Source organism: Spirillospora sp. NPDC029432 (assembly GCF_040703975.1).
Classification (GTDB): domain Bacteria; phylum Actinomycetota; class Actinomycetes; order Streptosporangiales; family Streptosporangiaceae; genus Spirillospora.
Window position 1 is genome coordinate 68,328 of sequence record NZ_JBEZWH010000001.1, and the last position, 13,942, is coordinate 82,269.

General features: G+C 72.4%; 12 protein-coding genes. 8 read left to right on the forward strand and 4 right to left on the reverse strand.

Annotation, left to right across the window (positions count from 1 at the left end):
* The first annotated feature begins 25 nt into the window (after positions 1-25).
* The 3 genes from AB0881_RS00335 to AB0881_RS00345 all read left to right on the forward strand — a co-directional run bounded on the left by AB0881_RS00335 (position 26) and on the right by AB0881_RS00345 (position 3,878).
* Positions 26-2,245 (forward strand): acyl-CoA dehydrogenase, encoded by a 2,220-nt coding sequence (locus AB0881_RS00335; protein WP_366612980.1) that lies wholly within the window; start codon positions 26-28, stop codon positions 2,243-2,245.
* A gap of 5 nt (positions 2,246-2,250) precedes the next feature.
* Positions 2,251-2,868 carry a PaaI family thioesterase gene (locus tag AB0881_RS00340; protein ID WP_366612982.1) on the forward strand — a complete coding sequence of 206 codons (618 nt, stop codon included), beginning with the start codon at positions 2,251-2,253 and terminating at the stop codon, positions 2,866-2,868.
* A gap of 89 nt (positions 2,869-2,957) precedes the next feature.
* Positions 2,958-3,878, forward strand: a complete 921-nt coding sequence (locus AB0881_RS00345) for an NAD(P)H-binding protein (RefSeq protein ID WP_366612984.1) — start codon at positions 2,958-2,960, stop codon at positions 3,876-3,878.
* Here AB0881_RS00345 and AB0881_RS00350 read toward each other — a convergent pair.
* From AB0881_RS00350 to AB0881_RS00365, 4 genes are all read right to left on the reverse strand, one after another.
* Complete coding sequence (locus AB0881_RS00350; protein ID WP_366612986.1) at positions 3,869-4,822, reverse strand: AraC family transcriptional regulator; 954 nt, start codon at positions 4,820-4,822, stop codon at positions 3,869-3,871. The two genes, AB0881_RS00345 and AB0881_RS00350, sit on opposite strands and share 10 nt — an antisense overlap.
* Before the next feature lie 15 nt (positions 4,823-4,837).
* Positions 4,838-5,395, reverse strand: a complete 558-nt coding sequence (locus AB0881_RS00355; RefSeq protein ID WP_366612988.1) for a PIN domain-containing protein — start codon at positions 5,393-5,395, stop codon at positions 4,838-4,840.
* 2 nt (positions 5,396-5,397) lie between these two features.
* On the reverse strand, positions 5,398-5,853 hold the full coding sequence (locus AB0881_RS00360) for an excisionase family DNA-binding protein (protein WP_366612990.1): 456 nt from the start codon (positions 5,851-5,853) through the stop codon (positions 5,398-5,400).
* 171 nt (positions 5,854-6,024) lie between these two features.
* Positions 6,025-7,644, reverse strand: coding sequence for a class I adenylate-forming enzyme family protein (locus AB0881_RS00365; protein ID WP_366612992.1), 1,620 nt, complete (start codon positions 7,642-7,644; stop codon positions 6,025-6,027).
* A 275-nt stretch (positions 7,645-7,919) separates the two neighbouring features.
* On the opposite strand from AB0881_RS00365, the gene AB0881_RS00370 reads away from it, so the two are divergent.
* The 5 genes from AB0881_RS00370 to AB0881_RS00390 all read left to right on the forward strand — a co-directional run bounded on the left by AB0881_RS00370 (position 7,920) and on the right by AB0881_RS00390 (position 13,942).
* Positions 7,920-8,681 (forward strand): SDR family oxidoreductase, encoded by a 762-nt coding sequence (locus AB0881_RS00370; protein ID WP_366612994.1) that lies wholly within the window; start codon positions 7,920-7,922, stop codon positions 8,679-8,681.
* A gap of 97 nt (positions 8,682-8,778) precedes the next feature.
* Positions 8,779-10,188: an ABC transporter substrate-binding protein gene (locus AB0881_RS00375; RefSeq protein WP_366612996.1), complete on the forward strand. Its 1,410-nt coding sequence runs from the start codon at positions 8,779-8,781 to the stop codon at positions 10,186-10,188.
* A 28-nt stretch (positions 10,189-10,216) separates the two neighbouring features.
* On the forward strand, positions 10,217-12,478 hold the full coding sequence (locus AB0881_RS00380) for an ABC transporter permease (protein ID WP_366612998.1): 2,262 nt from the start codon (positions 10,217-10,219) through the stop codon (positions 12,476-12,478).
* A complete protein-coding gene (locus AB0881_RS00385; protein ID WP_366613000.1) occupies positions 12,465-13,226 on the forward strand; it encodes an ABC transporter ATP-binding protein in 762 nt (253 codons plus the stop codon). Before AB0881_RS00380 ends, AB0881_RS00385 begins: the two co-directional genes overlap by 14 nt.
* Positions 13,223-13,942: an ABC transporter ATP-binding protein gene (locus tag AB0881_RS00390; protein WP_366613002.1), complete on the forward strand. Its 720-nt coding sequence runs from the start codon at positions 13,223-13,225 to the stop codon at positions 13,940-13,942. Before AB0881_RS00385 ends, AB0881_RS00390 begins: the two co-directional genes overlap by 4 nt.

A 13,942-nucleotide genomic window follows, 5' to 3' on the forward strand; every position in this document is an offset into this window, starting at 1 on the left:
CACCATCGAGCGATCTGAGGCGGACATGACCATCGGACTGACCCAGGAGCACCGCGACCTGCGCGACGCGGTGCGCGCCTTCGCCGCCCGGCACGTGACGGTGCAGGCCGTCCGCGCGGCCGCGGACGCCGGCCGGGACGCGGTGCCCCCGTTCTGGAAGGGGCTCGCCGAGCAGGGCCTGCTCGGGCTGCACCTGCCGGAGAAGGCGGGCGGCGCCGGCTTCGGCCTGGTCGAGCTGGCGGTGGTGACCGAGGAGCTCGGCCGCGTCCTGGCCCCCGGGCCGTTCCTGCCGACCACGCTCGCGGGGGCCGTGCTCGCCAAGGCGGGCCACGAGGCGCACCTGGAGGCGCTCGCCGAGGGGACCGCGATCGGCGCCGTCGGCCTGCGGCCCGGCGGGCTCGCACTCGTCCGCGACGGCGGCCGGACCGTCGTGCGCGGCGCGTACGAGCCGGTGCTCGGCGGCCAGATCGCCGACCTGTTCGTCCTGCCCGCCCAGGACGGCGACGCCACCGCCTGGATCGTGCTGCCGCGCGAGGCGCTCCAGGTCGTCGACATGCTCAGCCACGACCCGACCCGCCGCCCGGCGCAGGTCACGGCCGACGACGTGCCCGTACCGGACGGCGCCGTGCTGACCGGCCTGGGCTCGCGGGACGTGCTGGACCTGGCCGCCGTCCTGTTCGCCGCCGAGGCGTCCGGGATGGCCGACTGGTGCACCACGACCGCCGCCGAGTACGCGAAGGTCCGCGAGCAGTTCGGCCGCCCCATCGGCCAGTTCCAGGGCGTCAAGCACCGCTGCGCGCGGATGCTCGCCCGCGCCGAGCAGGCCCGCGCCTGCGCCTGGGACGCCGCCCGCGCCCAGGACCCCGGCACCGACCCGGGCGAGGCGTCGCTCGCCGCCGCCGTCGCCGGGGCGATCAGCGTCGAGGCCGCGTTCGCGGTCGCCAAGGACTGCATCAACACCCTCGGCGGCATCGGCTTCACCTGGGAGCACGAGGCCGGGTTCTACCTGCGCCGCGCCCAGACCCTGCGGATCCTGCTCGGCTCCACCTCCCGCTGGCGGCAGCGCGTCGCCCGGCTGACCCTGGACGGCGTGCGCCGCGAGCTGGGCGTCGACCTGCCGCCCGAGGCCGCCGCGATCCGCGCGGACGTCCGCGCCGAGCTGGCGCCCGCCCGGGAGCTGGCCGGCGCCGAGCGGACCGCGTACCTCGCCGAGCACGGCTACACCTCCCCGCACCTGCCCGCCCCGTGGGGCAAGGGCGCCGACGCCGTCACCCAGCTGGTGATCGCCGAGGAGCTGAAGGAGGCCGGCCTGCGCCCGCACGACATGGTCATCGGGAACTGGGTGGTGCCGACGATCATCGCGCACGGCTCGGCCGAGCAGCAGGAGCGGTTCCTGCCGCGCTCGCTGCGCGGCGACCTGGTCTGGTGCCAGCTGTTCAGCGAGCCCGGCGCGGGCTCCGACCTGGCCGGGCTGTCCACCCGCGCCGAGAAGGTCGAGGGCGGCTGGAAGGTCACCGGCCAGAAGGTGTGGACGTCCATGGCCCGCCAGGCCGACTACGGCATCCTGCTGGCCCGGACGGACCAGGAGGCCCCCAAGCACAAGGGCCTGTCGTACTTCCTGCTGGACATGTCCGCGCCCGGCATCGACATCCGGCCGCTGAAGGAGCTGACCGGCGAGGCGCTGTTCAACGAGGTGTTCCTGGACGGCGTCTTCATTCCCGACGACATGCTCGTCGGCAGGCCCGGCGAGGGCTGGAAGCTGGCCCGCACGACCCTGTCGAACGAGCGGGTGAACCTCGGCAGCGGCTCCTCGCTCGGCAGCGGCGGCGAGGCGCTGCTGGAGATCCTCGCCGCCGACCCGGACGGCGTGGACGCCGCGCGCCTCGCCGAGCTGGGCGACCTGCTGTGCGAGGCGCAGTCGAACAGCCTGTTCGGGCTGCGCACCACGCTGCGCTCGCTGTCCGGCGGGCAGCCGGGCGCCGAGGCCAGCATCGGCAAGCTGCTCGGCGGCGACCACATGCAGCGCGTGTGGGAGACCGCGATGGACTGGACCGGGTACCCCGCCGTCTGCACCGACAACACCGTCGGGGAGGGTGGGGGCGTCGAGGGCCGCGACATCACCTGGCGCTTCCTCAGCTCGCGCAGCATGACGATCGCCGGCGGCACCACCGACGTCCAGCTCAACATCATCGGCGAGCGGTTGCTGGGCCTGCCCCGCGACCCCGAGCCCGCGAAGGGGAACTGAACGACATGACGACGTCGGTCGAGCTCAACGCCGCCGCCACCGACTCCGGCGTGGACGCGGCGGTCGCCGCCGCCCGCCGGGTGATCGCCGGGCTGGTGCGCGCCGGGAACATGTCGGGCGCCGACATGGACGACATCGCCGGCCGGCTGAACGCCGTGGCCGACGAGCTCGACCGGCACGCCCCCGACCTGGAGGAGCGCCTGGTCGACATGTGGCGGGGCGACGGGATCACCCGGCACGAGGCCGTCACCGGCCCGGAGAACCCGATCGCCCCGCCGCTGGTGTACGAGGGCAAGGACGACGGCTCGATCGAGAGCGAGGTCGTCCTCGACCTGCCGTACCAGGGCCCGCCGACCAGCGTGCACGGCGGCGTCTCCGCGCTGCTCCTGGACCACACGCTCGGCGTGGCCAACTCCTGGGCGGGCACCTCCGGGATGACGGCCGAGCTGACGCTGCGCTACCGCCGCCGCGTCCCGCTGTTCCGGCCGCTGACCGTGACCGGGCGGCAGGTCGCGGTGGACGGCCGCAAGATCCGTACCGTGGGCTCGATCTGGGCGGACGGCGAGGAGTGCGTGACCGCCGAGGGCCTGTTCATCGCCAAGGACATGGGCCGCCCCCGCTGAGCCCCGGCCGCCCCGGGTGAGACGATCCCGCATGCGAACGAGACGTACGACCATGTGATCGTCTCGCCCGGCGCGGTGTGATGGTCACCATGACCGACACGAGCGAGACCCACACCTCCGAGAAGCACACCTCCGAGAACCACACCTCCGAGAACCACACGACCGAGACCGGCGCGCCGATCCTCGTCCTCGGCGGCCGCGGCAAGACGGGCCGCCGCGTGGCGGCCCGGCTCCGCGACCGCGGCCTGCCCGTCCGCGCCGCCTCCCGTTCCACCGGCACCCGCTTCGACTACGGCGACCCCGCGACCTGGGGCCCCGCGCTCGACGGGGTCCGGGCCGTCTACCTCGTCCCGATGCTGGAGTTCGTGGACACGGCGACGATCGCCGCGTTCACCCGGCGTGCGGCCGAGGCGGGCGTGCGGCGGATCGTCCTGCTGTCGGCCCGCGGCGAGGGCGGCGCGGCGCATCCCCACCAGGAACCGGCCGAACGGGTCGTGCGCGAGTCGGTCCGGGAGTGGACGATCCTGCGCGCCGCCTGGTTCGCGCAGAACTTCAGCGAGGACTTCCTCCTGGAACCGGTCCTGAACGGGGAGCTGGCCCTGCCCGCCGGCGAGGGGCGCGAGGCGTTCGTCGACGCCGGCGACATCGCGGACGTCGCCGTCGAGGCCCTCACCGACGCCGCGCACGCCGGCCGCGTGTACGAGCTGACCGGGCCGGAGGCGATCTCCTTCCGTACCGCCGCGGAGCTCATCTCCCGGGCGTCCGGCCGCGAGGTCCGCTACACCCCGGTCGACCGCGCGACCTACGCCCGGGCCCTGGCCGGGCAGGGCTTCCCCGGCGACGTCGTCGACACGGTCGCGGACCTGATGGAGACGATCGCCCGCGGCGCCGGCGAGCCGGTGGACGGCGCCGTTCCGCGGGTCCTGGGACGCCCGGCGCGCCCGTTCGCCGAGTACGCCGAGGAGGCGGCCGCCGCGGGCGCCTGGAAGCCCGCCGCGGATCAGGGCTGACGGGCCTCGGCGAGCACGGCGCTGGGGGAGCGGCCCCGGACGCGCTTGAAGGCGCTGCTGAACGCGAAGCCGTCGGAGTAGCCGACCCGGCGGGCCACCGCCGCCACGCTCGCGCCGCGCTCCCGCAGCATGTCGGTGGCCAGCGTCATGCGCCACTCGGTCACGTAGGCCATCGGCGCCATGCCCACCAGCTCGGTGAACGTGCGCGCGAACGCCGCCCGCGACATCCCGGCCTCCGCCGCCAGCGCCGCGACCGTCCACGGCCGGCCGGGCTCGTCGTGGACGGCGCGCAGCGCGCGCCCGACGCGCGGGTCGGCGAGCGCGCGGTACCCGGCCGGGGGCTCGGCCTCCGGCCGGGCGAACCACGCCCGCAGCGCCTTGACCAGCAGCATGTCCAGCAGCCGGTCCAGGACGATCTGCTGGCCGGGCTCCACCCGGCTGGTCTCGACCGCCAGCAGCGCCGTCAGCGGCGCCAGCTCCGGGCCGGCGGGGACGACCGCCAGGTCCGGCAGGGAGTCGAGCAGCCGGTCGCCGACGTCGCCGCGCAGCGGGTACTCGGCGAACAGGAACGTGTCGGCCCCGTCCGCCGCGTCGCCGATCCCCCAGGTCCGCGGGCCGAGGATCAGGCCGTCGGCGTCCAGCGCGGGACCGTCGCCGACCGTGTAGCAGGTGCTCTCGTCCTCGATCACGATCCCGACCGGGGTGGCCGGATCGTCGGCGACGGTGAACGGCCGGGTGCCGCGGACCAGCGCGATGTCGCCCTTGCGCACCGGCACCGGGGCCGAGCCGTCCAGGGTGATCCAGGCGTCGCCGGTGAGCGCGATGGCCAGCGCGAGCGGCACCGGCCCGATGAACCGGAGGCTCCAGGGCGGCTCGACCAGCGAGCGGCAGAACACCGCGCCGCGCGTCCGGACGCCGCCGAGGTGGTCGTCGAGGAGATCCATGGCGGGACGGCCGGCCTAGTCGCGCATGCGCAGGGCGGCGACGGACTCGACCAGGCCGGCGCGCTCCAGGGCGTCCAGGACGTCCTCCAGCGTCTCCGGCGGGTTGCTCCGCGAGTCGACGATCTGCTGCACGCAGGCCCAGATCACCCGGTCGTCGAAGTCGATCTGGTCGAGGACGAAGTCGTCGGGGCTCTTGGCCTCCACGTTCCACGGCGCGAGCATGTCGGCGGGGAAGTCGCGCAGGTTCGAGGTGACGATCAGCTGCGCGTGCGCCTTGATCGCGGCGGCCAGGACGTGCCGGTCGGCCGGGTCGGGCAGCTTCAGCGCCTCGATCAGCGGCTCGTGGCCCTCGACCAGCACGTCCGGGACGGCGCGGTTCATCAGGGCGCGCAGCCTCCGCAGCTTCTCCACCGGGATGTCCGGGCGGTTGGCGGCGAGGTTGTGCTGCATCTCGTCCAGGATGGCGTTGGACCACTTGGCCTGGACGAGGCCGGACTGCGCGATGCGGATCAGCATGTCGCGCTGCGTGTTGCCGTACAGCACGCAGGCGTCGTACACCACCACGAACGTCACGGCTAGATGCCCAGTTCCTGGCCGAGGTCGGCGAGCTCGTCGGCGGCGGCCCGGCCCTGCGCCTCGGTCTCGCGCTTGTAGTCCATGAGGTCGTCCCACCGGACGCGGCGGTGCCGGCCGACCAGCTTGAACGGGATCGTGCCCGCCTCCAGCAGCCCGATCAGGTACGGGCGGGAGACGTTCAGCAGGTCGGCGGCCTGCTGGGTGGTCAGCTCGGCGTGCGACGGCATCACCGACACCCCGCGCCCGGCGGCGGCCTGGGACAGGATGTAGGCGAGCAGGCTGACCGCCTGCCGCGGCAGCACCAGCGCCTCCTCGCCGCCGACCTCGGCCTGCACCCGGATCGTCTGCTCGTCGGGGTTGCGCTGGAGGTAGGCCTTGATCCGCTGGACGGCCCGCGCGGCCTGCTCGGAGTCGATCGCCCCGGGCTCGATGCGCCTGACCTGGATGTCCGCCATGCCTCCCCCTCGCTCCGTCAAGCCACCCGTCTATTCGCAGTATGCGAAACAAACGAAGCGAACGCAAGACACCGCGAGACCCTCATGGGGAAGCGCCCGAGGCAAACATCGAACAAACTTTCGAATGGCCGGACCCCGGCGGTACAGGCCGGGGCCTCGGCGCGCCCGGGATCAGAGGATCGACTCGACCTCTTTCCGGATGACCTTGCCGGTCGCGTTGCGCGGCAGCGGAGCCGTGGTGATCTTCCAGCGGGACGGGACCTTGAAGTAGGCCAGCCGCTCGCCCGCGAAGTCCGCCAGCTCCTTCTCCGGGACGGCCTCGTCCATGACCACCACCGCCGTGACCTCCTGGCCGAGGTCCCGGTGCGGGGTGCCGATGACGATGCACTCGCGCACGCCCGGGTACTCCGCCAGCACGTTCTCGATCTCGGCCGGGTAGACGTTCTCGCCGCCGCGCAGGATCAGGTCCGAGCGGCGGGTGGTCAGCCGCAGCCGGCCCTGCTCGACCGTGCCGATGTCGCCGGTGTGCAGCCAGCGGTCCGCGCGGATCGACTGCTCGGTGGCGGCCTCGTTGCGCCAGTAGCCGAGCATGACGTACGCGCTGCGCACGCAGACCTCGCCCTCCTCGCCGTCCGGGACCGGCCTGCCCTCGGCGTCCCGGATCTGCACCTCGACGCCGGCGATCGGGCGGCCCAGCGTCCCGGGCGACTCCGCCAGGTCGAGCGGGGACGCGGCCGTCACCGCGGTGCAGGTCTCGGTCAGGCCGTAGCTGTCCACCAGCGCGTCCCGCGCGGGCGGGAACGCCTTCCGCAGCCTCTCCTTGAACGCGGGCGACGACGGCGCCGAGGCCAGCGCGAACGCCCGCAGCGACGACAGGTCGTACTTGGAGACGTCGCCGTGCTCCATGATCCGGTTGGCCATGGTCGGCACCGCGCCCCAGTGGGTGACCCGCTCCCGCTCGACCAGCCGCAGCACCTTGTCGACGTCGAACGCGCCCTCGTGCAGGATCACCGCGCTGCCGGTCGCCAGCCGCGGCACGGCCAGGTTGTGCAGGCTCGCGATGTGGAACAGCGGCAGCGCCAGCAGGTAGCGGTTGTCGGCGGGGGAGCCGGGCATCCCGAACGCGGCGGCCATCGCGTCGTTCAGCCGGTGGTACTCGATCACCGAGGCCAGGTTGCGGTGGGTGTGCACGGCGCCCTTGGGCCGGCCGGACGTGCCGCTGGTGTAGAGGATCACCGCCGGGTCGTCCTCGGCCGCCTCCGGTACGGCCAGCTCGGCGTCCGGGTAGCGGGTGCGGGCGGTCGCGGCGATCTCGCCGACCGGCAGCACCGGCGGCCCGGACGCCGGCATCAGCGCGGCCCGCTTGGCATCGGCGAAGACGACCTTCGGCTCGGTGTGGCCGAGCGCGTACTCGATCTCGTGCCGGGTCCACCAGGCGTTGTAGCCGACGGCGACCGCGCCGGTGGCGACCGTCGCCCAGAACGCGACGATCCAGCCGGCCGAGTTGGCGGCGTTGATCGCGACCCGGTCGCCGGGGCCGACGCCGTGCTCCTCGCGCAGCAGCGCGGCCAGCGACGCGACCAGGGCCGCGTGCTCGGTGAAGCTCAGCCGGTCCTCGGCGGTGACGATGTAGTCGGCGTCGCCGTACCGAACCGAACGCGCCAGCACCTCGCCCAGGCTCCGGAAGCGCCCGGCGAACACCGGGATCCGGGTGCCCAGCACCTCCTCCTCGCGCAGCTCGAACTCACCGCCGGGGCCCGTCAGCCCCTGGATGATCTCCATCGCCGTCATGGCCATGAGCTCCTCCGCTCCGCCTCGCCGGGTGTCTCCGGGCGCGTGCCCGGGCGCTCATTGTCGTTCCCGAATCCCGCTCTGATCAGGACTTCCCGCTGAGTGAGACCGCCTCAAGCGGGCTCGAAACCGCGCCTTACTCCCGGTGAGCGGGACTGACTCTATTGGGTGTGGCACGTCACATCACCATGGGCGTTCACCGGGACGGATCCACGGAAGCCCACCCATCCACGCACGTCATCCGCGTATTCGCACGCGTACCCACCGGGAGAAGCATGGGAATCCTCGACGACAAGGTCGCGATCGTCACCGGCGCCGGGCAGGGCGTCGGGCAGGGCATCGCTCTCGCGCTCGCCGACGAGGGCGCGACCGTGGCCGTCCTCGGCCGCACCGAGGCCAAGCTGACCGCCACCTGCGAGCTGATCGCCGGACGGGGCGGCACGGCCGAGCCGTTCACCTGCGACGTCTCGGACCTGGAGGCGATCCCCGGCCAGGTCGAGGAGATCGCCGGCCGGCTCGGCGGGATCGACATCCTGGTGAACAACGCCTACTACGGGAAGTACGGCCCGCTGCTGTCCATGAGCGACTCCGACTTCCAGAAGGGGTTCCAGACCGGCCCGTTCGCCGCGTTCGCGTTCATGCGGGCCTGCCACCCGCACATGAAGGAGCGCGGCGGCGGCAACATCGTCAACCTGGTCACCTCGGCCATGGTCCGCTGGGACCCGGCGACGTACGGGGCGTACGCGGCGGCCAAGCAGGCGCTGCGCTCGCTGACCCGTACCGCCGCGGCCGAGTGGGGGCCCGACGGGATCCGCGCCAACTCCATCGCCCCGCACGCCCTCTCACCAGGGCTGAAGTGGTGGGCCGAGACCAACCCGGAGGCGGCCGAGGAGTTCCGCAAGACGATCCCGCTCGGCTACATCGGCGACTGCGAGCAGGACATCGGCAAGGCCGTCGTCGCGCTCGTCTCGCCGGCCATGCGCTACCTCACCGGCGCCACCGTGCCGCTCGACGGCGGGCAGGCGTTCTTCGGATGACCCGGGCCGCGGAGGCATCCCGGCCCGCGCCCCCCGCCAACTCGATTCCACCCCCACCTCGCCGCCGGGCGGCGGCCGGTGAAAGGAGTACGACCGGATGAAGGTCGACAAGATGGGGCGCCTGGCAGCAGGCGCCCTGGCCCTCGCGCTGTTCTCGACGGCGTGCGCGGCCGAGCGTTCCGGGTCCGTCGGGATCCCCGACCAGGAGGCAGGCGGGAACGCGGCCGCGGGCGGGAGCAAGACGTTCGGGACGCTGCCCTCGCCGTGCGGCAAGGGCGACGCCAAGGGCGCCACCGACCAGGGGATCACCGACAAGGAGATCACCATCGGCTTCGGCGACGACCGGGGCTTCCCGCAGGCCCCGGGCCTGTCCAAGGAGATGGGCGACGCCGTCAAGGCGATGATCGACTGGTGCAACGAGCAGGGCGGCATCAACGGCCGCAAGATCAAGGGCAACCAGTACGACGCGGCGATGACGCAGTCGGTCAAGGTCATGCAGCAGTCCTGCAAGCAGGACTTCATGATGGTGGGCCAGGGCTTCGCGATGGACGAGGCCGCCGAGCAGTACCGGGTCGGCTGCAAGCTGCCCACGGTCGCGGGCTTCGCCATCGGCCCGAACGTGACGATGGGCCCGATGAAGTACGAGGCCCTCCCGTACCCGGTGGACATGCTGAACATCGGCGGGATCAAAATCGGCAAGGACCGGATCCCGGCCTTCAAGGACAAGACCGACCTGCTGCTGTCCACCTCGCCCGCGGTCACCACCGGCACCAACAAGATCGCCGCCGCGATGAAGAAGAGTGGTGTCGAGCCGCTGAACTGCGGCGTCCGGCTGAACGACAAGGGCGAGAGCAACTACATGCCGTTCGCCCAGAAGATCAAGGAGTGCGGCGCCGAGGTGCTGTGGACCTCCGACTCGCCCGACCCCGGCCAGTTCAGCCTGCTGGAGTCGATCGAGCGGGCCGGCCTCAAGCCGAACTACGTGTTCGAGGCGACCTGGTACAGCAGCGCCGTCGCGGGCTGGAACAAGGCCGGCGCCGGCAACAACATCCACATCGGGATGATGTTCCAGCCGTTCGAGAACGCGGGCAAGGTGCCGGCGGTCAAGCAGTACATGGACCTGGTGAACGCCCAGAAGGGCAAGGTCGCGCTGCTCGGCATGCAGGCCACCTCCTCGTTCCTCCTCTGGGCGCAGTCGGCCCAGAAGTGCGGCTCGGACCTCACCCGGCAGTGCGTGATCAACGAGCTGTCCAAGGTGCACGAGTGGACCGGCGGCGGGCTGCACGCGCCGTCCGACCCGGGCAACAACAAGCCGGCGTCGTGCGCGCTGATGGTGAAGCTCAACGGCAGTAAGTACGAGCAGGTCCACCCGAAGAACGTCGGCGAGTTCGAGTGCGGCGCGGACTTCGTGATCGAGACCGACCCGAAGACCTGGGGCACCAAGCTGAACGGCGACCGGATCGCCACGACGTTCCTGACCGACGACATCATCAAGCCCCAGTCCTGACCGCCGCGGCGGCGACCTAAGGCGCGATATGACGACATTCCTGACGTACACGATCCTCGGGCTCGTCCTGGGCGCGGTGTACTCCATCGCGGCGTCCGGGCTGGTCCTGACCTACAACACCTCGGGCATCTTCAACTTCGCGCACGGCGCGCAGGCCATGTTCGGAACGTTCCTTTTCTGGCAGTTCACCAAGGGCTGGGGCTGGCCGGTATGGCTCGCCGCCGTCGTGGTGATCGGCCTGGTGGGACCGGCCATGGGCGCGGCGCTGCACGCGGTGATCATGAAGGGGCTGCGCGACACCGCCGACGTCACGAAGATCATCGTGACCGTCGCGGTGATGCTCGGCGCGGTCTACCTGGCGCACTGGGCCTGGAACCCCGACGAGACCCGCACCGTCGACATGTTCTTCGGCGCGGACGCCAAGCTGACCGTGGCCGGGGTCGTGATCCGGTACCACGAGATCGTCTGCCTGGTCGCCGCCGTGGCCATCGCCATCGGGCTGCGGGTGCTGTTCACCCGCAGCCGGATGGGCGTGGTGATGCGCGGCTCCGTGGACGACCCCGACCTGCTCCGGCTGAACGGCCACGACCCCGAGCGGGCGGCCATGCTGTCCTGGGCGCTCGGCTCCACCCTCGCGGTGGTCGCCGGCGTGCTGGTGGTCCCGATCAGCGGCGGCGCGCTGGAGGCCAACGCGCTGACGCTGCTGGTGATCGACGCCTTCGCGGCGGCGATGTTCGGGCGGCTGCGCAGCATCCCCCGCACGTTCGTCGGCGCGATGGTGCTGGGCCTGGCCGCCACGTACGTGCTGGCCTACCTGCCCTCCGCGGGCACGCTGACCGGCAACCTGCGGGTCTCGCTGCCCATGATCATCCTGTTCGTGGTGCTGGTGGTGCTGCCGCAGGACCGGCTGCGCGGGGCCGCGATCCGGACCCGCGAGCGCTACCGGGCCCCGACCGTACGGTCGGCGGCGGTCTGGGGCGCGGTGCTGGTCGGCGTCGTGTTCCTCTACAGCCTGCTGCTGGAGGACACCGGCGTCACCACGCTGGCCCTCGGCATGACCTTCGCGATCATCGCGCTCTCGCTCACCGTCCTCACCGGGTACGCGGGCGAGCTGAACCTGGCCCCGCTGTCGTTCGGCGCGATCGCCACGATCGTGGCGTTCCACTTCGGCATCCAGGGCACCGGCCTGGACGCGCGGCTGAACGTCCAGGGCGTGCTGCTCGCGGTCGCGTTCACCGCCCTGGTCGGCGGGCTGGTGGCGCTCCCGGCGCTGCGCCTGCGCGGGCTCTACCTGGCGCTGGCGACCATGGCGTTCGGCGTCTTCCTGTCGAACATGGTGCTGCGCGACACCACCGAGCACGAGCTGTTCGGAACGAAGTTCACGATCTTCCCGGACGGCGCGCTGGTCGTGCCGCCGCTGAAGATCGGCCCGCTCGACCTGCGGAACGGCACCACGGCCCTCATGACGGCGACCGTGCTGTTCGCGGTGCTGGCCATCGGCATCGCGGCGCTGCGCAACAGCGGGTACGGGCGCCGGCTGGCCGCCATGAAGGACAGCCCGGCCGCCTCGGCGATGCTCGGCCAGAACCTGGTCCGGCTGAAGCTCAGCGTGTTCATGATCTCCGCGGCGATCGCCGGGCTGGGCGGCGTGCTGATGTCGTCGGCCACCGGCTCGGTCGCCCAGGAGACCTTCATCATCACCGCCAGCCTCGGCCTGGTGATGATGACCGTGGTCGCCGGCATCGGCTACATCAGCGGCGCCCTGATCGGCGGCCTGATGATCGGCGTCGGCGCGACCGTGCTGGTCGGCACGTTCACCGATCTGGCGCTGGACAACGAGGGGATGGCCTCGATCTACACCGCGCTCGGCAACCTCGTGCTGGTCGCGACCGCGCTGGTCGGGATGGGCGTCGGGAAGAACCCCAGCGGCTTCGTCCACGACATCGTCGAGTCCTACCGCGGGCTGCGCGCGGCCAGGCCCGTCCTGTACGGCGGCGCCGCCTTCGGCGTGCTGCTGTACGCGCTGGCGCTGGCGGACGTGATCGGCGTCTGGACGTTCGCGATCGCCGCCCTCTGCGTGATCATGCTGCTGCCCGTCGTCGGGAAGATGGTCCTGGAGGAGGGCCGCCGCCGGGAGACGCCGCTCGCGCTGGTGGGCGTGGACGAGCCGTACACCGACGAGCTGCGCGCCCGCCTCGACCGCGAGCTCGGCCTGCCCGTCACGCACCGGCCGCTCCGGCGGCCCGCGCCGATCCCGATGGAGAAGGGGGAGGCCAGTGTCAACGCCTGAGAAGCGCGATCACGAGAAGCCCATTCTCGAGACGCGGGGGATCGTCGTCCGCTTCGGCGGCAACACCGCCGTGAACGACGTGAGCCTCACCATGGCCGAGGGGCGGATCACCGGCCTGATCGGCCCGAACGGGGCCGGCAAGACCACGATGTTCAACACGATCACCGGCCTGCAGAAGCCCGACTCCGGGCGGGTGCTGCTGGACGGGGCGGACATCACCAGGCTGTCCCCGGCCAAGCGCGCCCGGAAGGGCATGGCGCGCACGTTCCAGCGGCTGGAGCTGTTCCTGTCGCTGTCCGTGCGCGACAACGTCCGGGTGGCCGGCGACATCCTGAAGACGACCACCCGCAAGCGCTTCGACCTCGACGCCAGGACCGACGAGATCCTCGAACGGACCGGGCTGTCCGACATCGCCGGCCGCGACGTGTCGGACATCCCGATCGGCCGCGCCCGCGTCGTCGAGGTGGCCCGCGCGCTGATGACCTCGCCGCGCCTGCTGCTGCTGGACGAGCCCGCCTCCGGCCAGACCGAGGCCGAGACCGAGGCGTTCGCGGAGATGCTCACCGGCCTGGCGGCGGAGGGCCTGGCGATCTGCCTGGTCGAGCACGACCTGCCGCTGGTGATGAGGCTCTGCGCGACGATCCACGTCCTCGACTACGGAGCCCTGATCGCCTCCGGCACCCCCCAGGAGGTCAAGGACTCCCCGGAGGTCATCGCCGCCTACATCGGCACGGAGGAGGCGGTATGAGCGACGCGCTGACGGAACAGGAGCCCCTGCTGGAACTGGCCGGGATCCGGGCCGGGTACGGCGCCATCGAGGTGCTGCACGGCGTGGACCTCGCCCTCCGGCCGGGCTCGCTGCTGGCGCTGCTCGGCCCCAACGGCGGCGGCAAGTCCACCACGATGAGGGTCTGCGCCGGCCTGCACCCCGCGACCGGCGGGGAGCTGCGGTACGCGGGCCGCAAGATGAACGGCGTCTCGGCGCAGGAGGCCGCCCGGCTGGGCGTGTGCTCCATCCCCGAGGGCCGCGGGATCTTCCCGAACCTGACCGTACGGGAGAACCTGTGGGCCGCCACCGGCACCGGTGCGCGGCTGGAGGACCTGGAGGAGAAGGCGTACGCGCGCTTCCCGGTCCTGGGCGAGCGGCGCACCCAGCTCGCCGGCTCGATGTCCGGCGGCGAGCAGCAGATGCTCGCGCTGGCGCGGGCGCTCGGCACCGACCCGGCGGTGCTGCTGCTCGACGAGCTGTCCATGGGGCTGGCGCCGATGATCGTCAGCCGGATGTACGAGACGGTCGCCGAACTCGTGGCGGGCGGCCTGTCGGTGCTGGTCGCCGAGCAGTTCGCCCGGGCGGTGCTGCCGATCGCCGACACCGCCGCGCTGATGCTGCACGGCCGCGTGGTGGCGGCCGGCGACCCGGACGCGATCGAGGACCGGCTGTCCAGCGACTATCTAGGAGGTTGA

Coding starts and splice junctions, on each gene's coding strand:
- AB0881_RS00335 (WP_366612980.1), top strand. CDS start 26: ATGACCATCGGACTGACCCAGGAGCACCGCGACCTGCGCGACGCGGTG.
- AB0881_RS00340 (WP_366612982.1), top strand. CDS start 2,251: ATGACGACGTCGGTCGAGCTCAACGCCGCCGCCACCGACTCCGGCGTG.
- AB0881_RS00345 (WP_366612984.1), top strand. CDS start 2,958: ATGACCGACACGAGCGAGACCCACACCTCCGAGAAGCACACCTCCGAG.
- AB0881_RS00350 (WP_366612986.1), bottom strand. CDS start 4,822: ATGGATCTCCTCGACGACCACCTCGGCGGCGTCCGGACGCGCGGCGCG.
- AB0881_RS00360 (WP_366612990.1), bottom strand. CDS start 5,853: ATGGCGGACATCCAGGTCAGGCGCATCGAGCCCGGGGCGATCGACTCC.
- AB0881_RS00365 (WP_366612992.1), bottom strand. CDS start 7,644: ATGACGGCGATGGAGATCATCCAGGGGCTGACGGGCCCCGGCGGTGAG.
- AB0881_RS00370 (WP_366612994.1), top strand. CDS start 7,920: ATGGGAATCCTCGACGACAAGGTCGCGATCGTCACCGGCGCCGGGCAG.
- AB0881_RS00375 (WP_366612996.1), top strand. CDS start 8,779: ATGAAGGTCGACAAGATGGGGCGCCTGGCAGCAGGCGCCCTGGCCCTC.
- AB0881_RS00380 (WP_366612998.1), top strand. CDS start 10,217: ATGACGACATTCCTGACGTACACGATCCTCGGGCTCGTCCTGGGCGCG.
- AB0881_RS00390 (WP_366613002.1), top strand. CDS start 13,223: ATGAGCGACGCGCTGACGGAACAGGAGCCCCTGCTGGAACTGGCCGGG.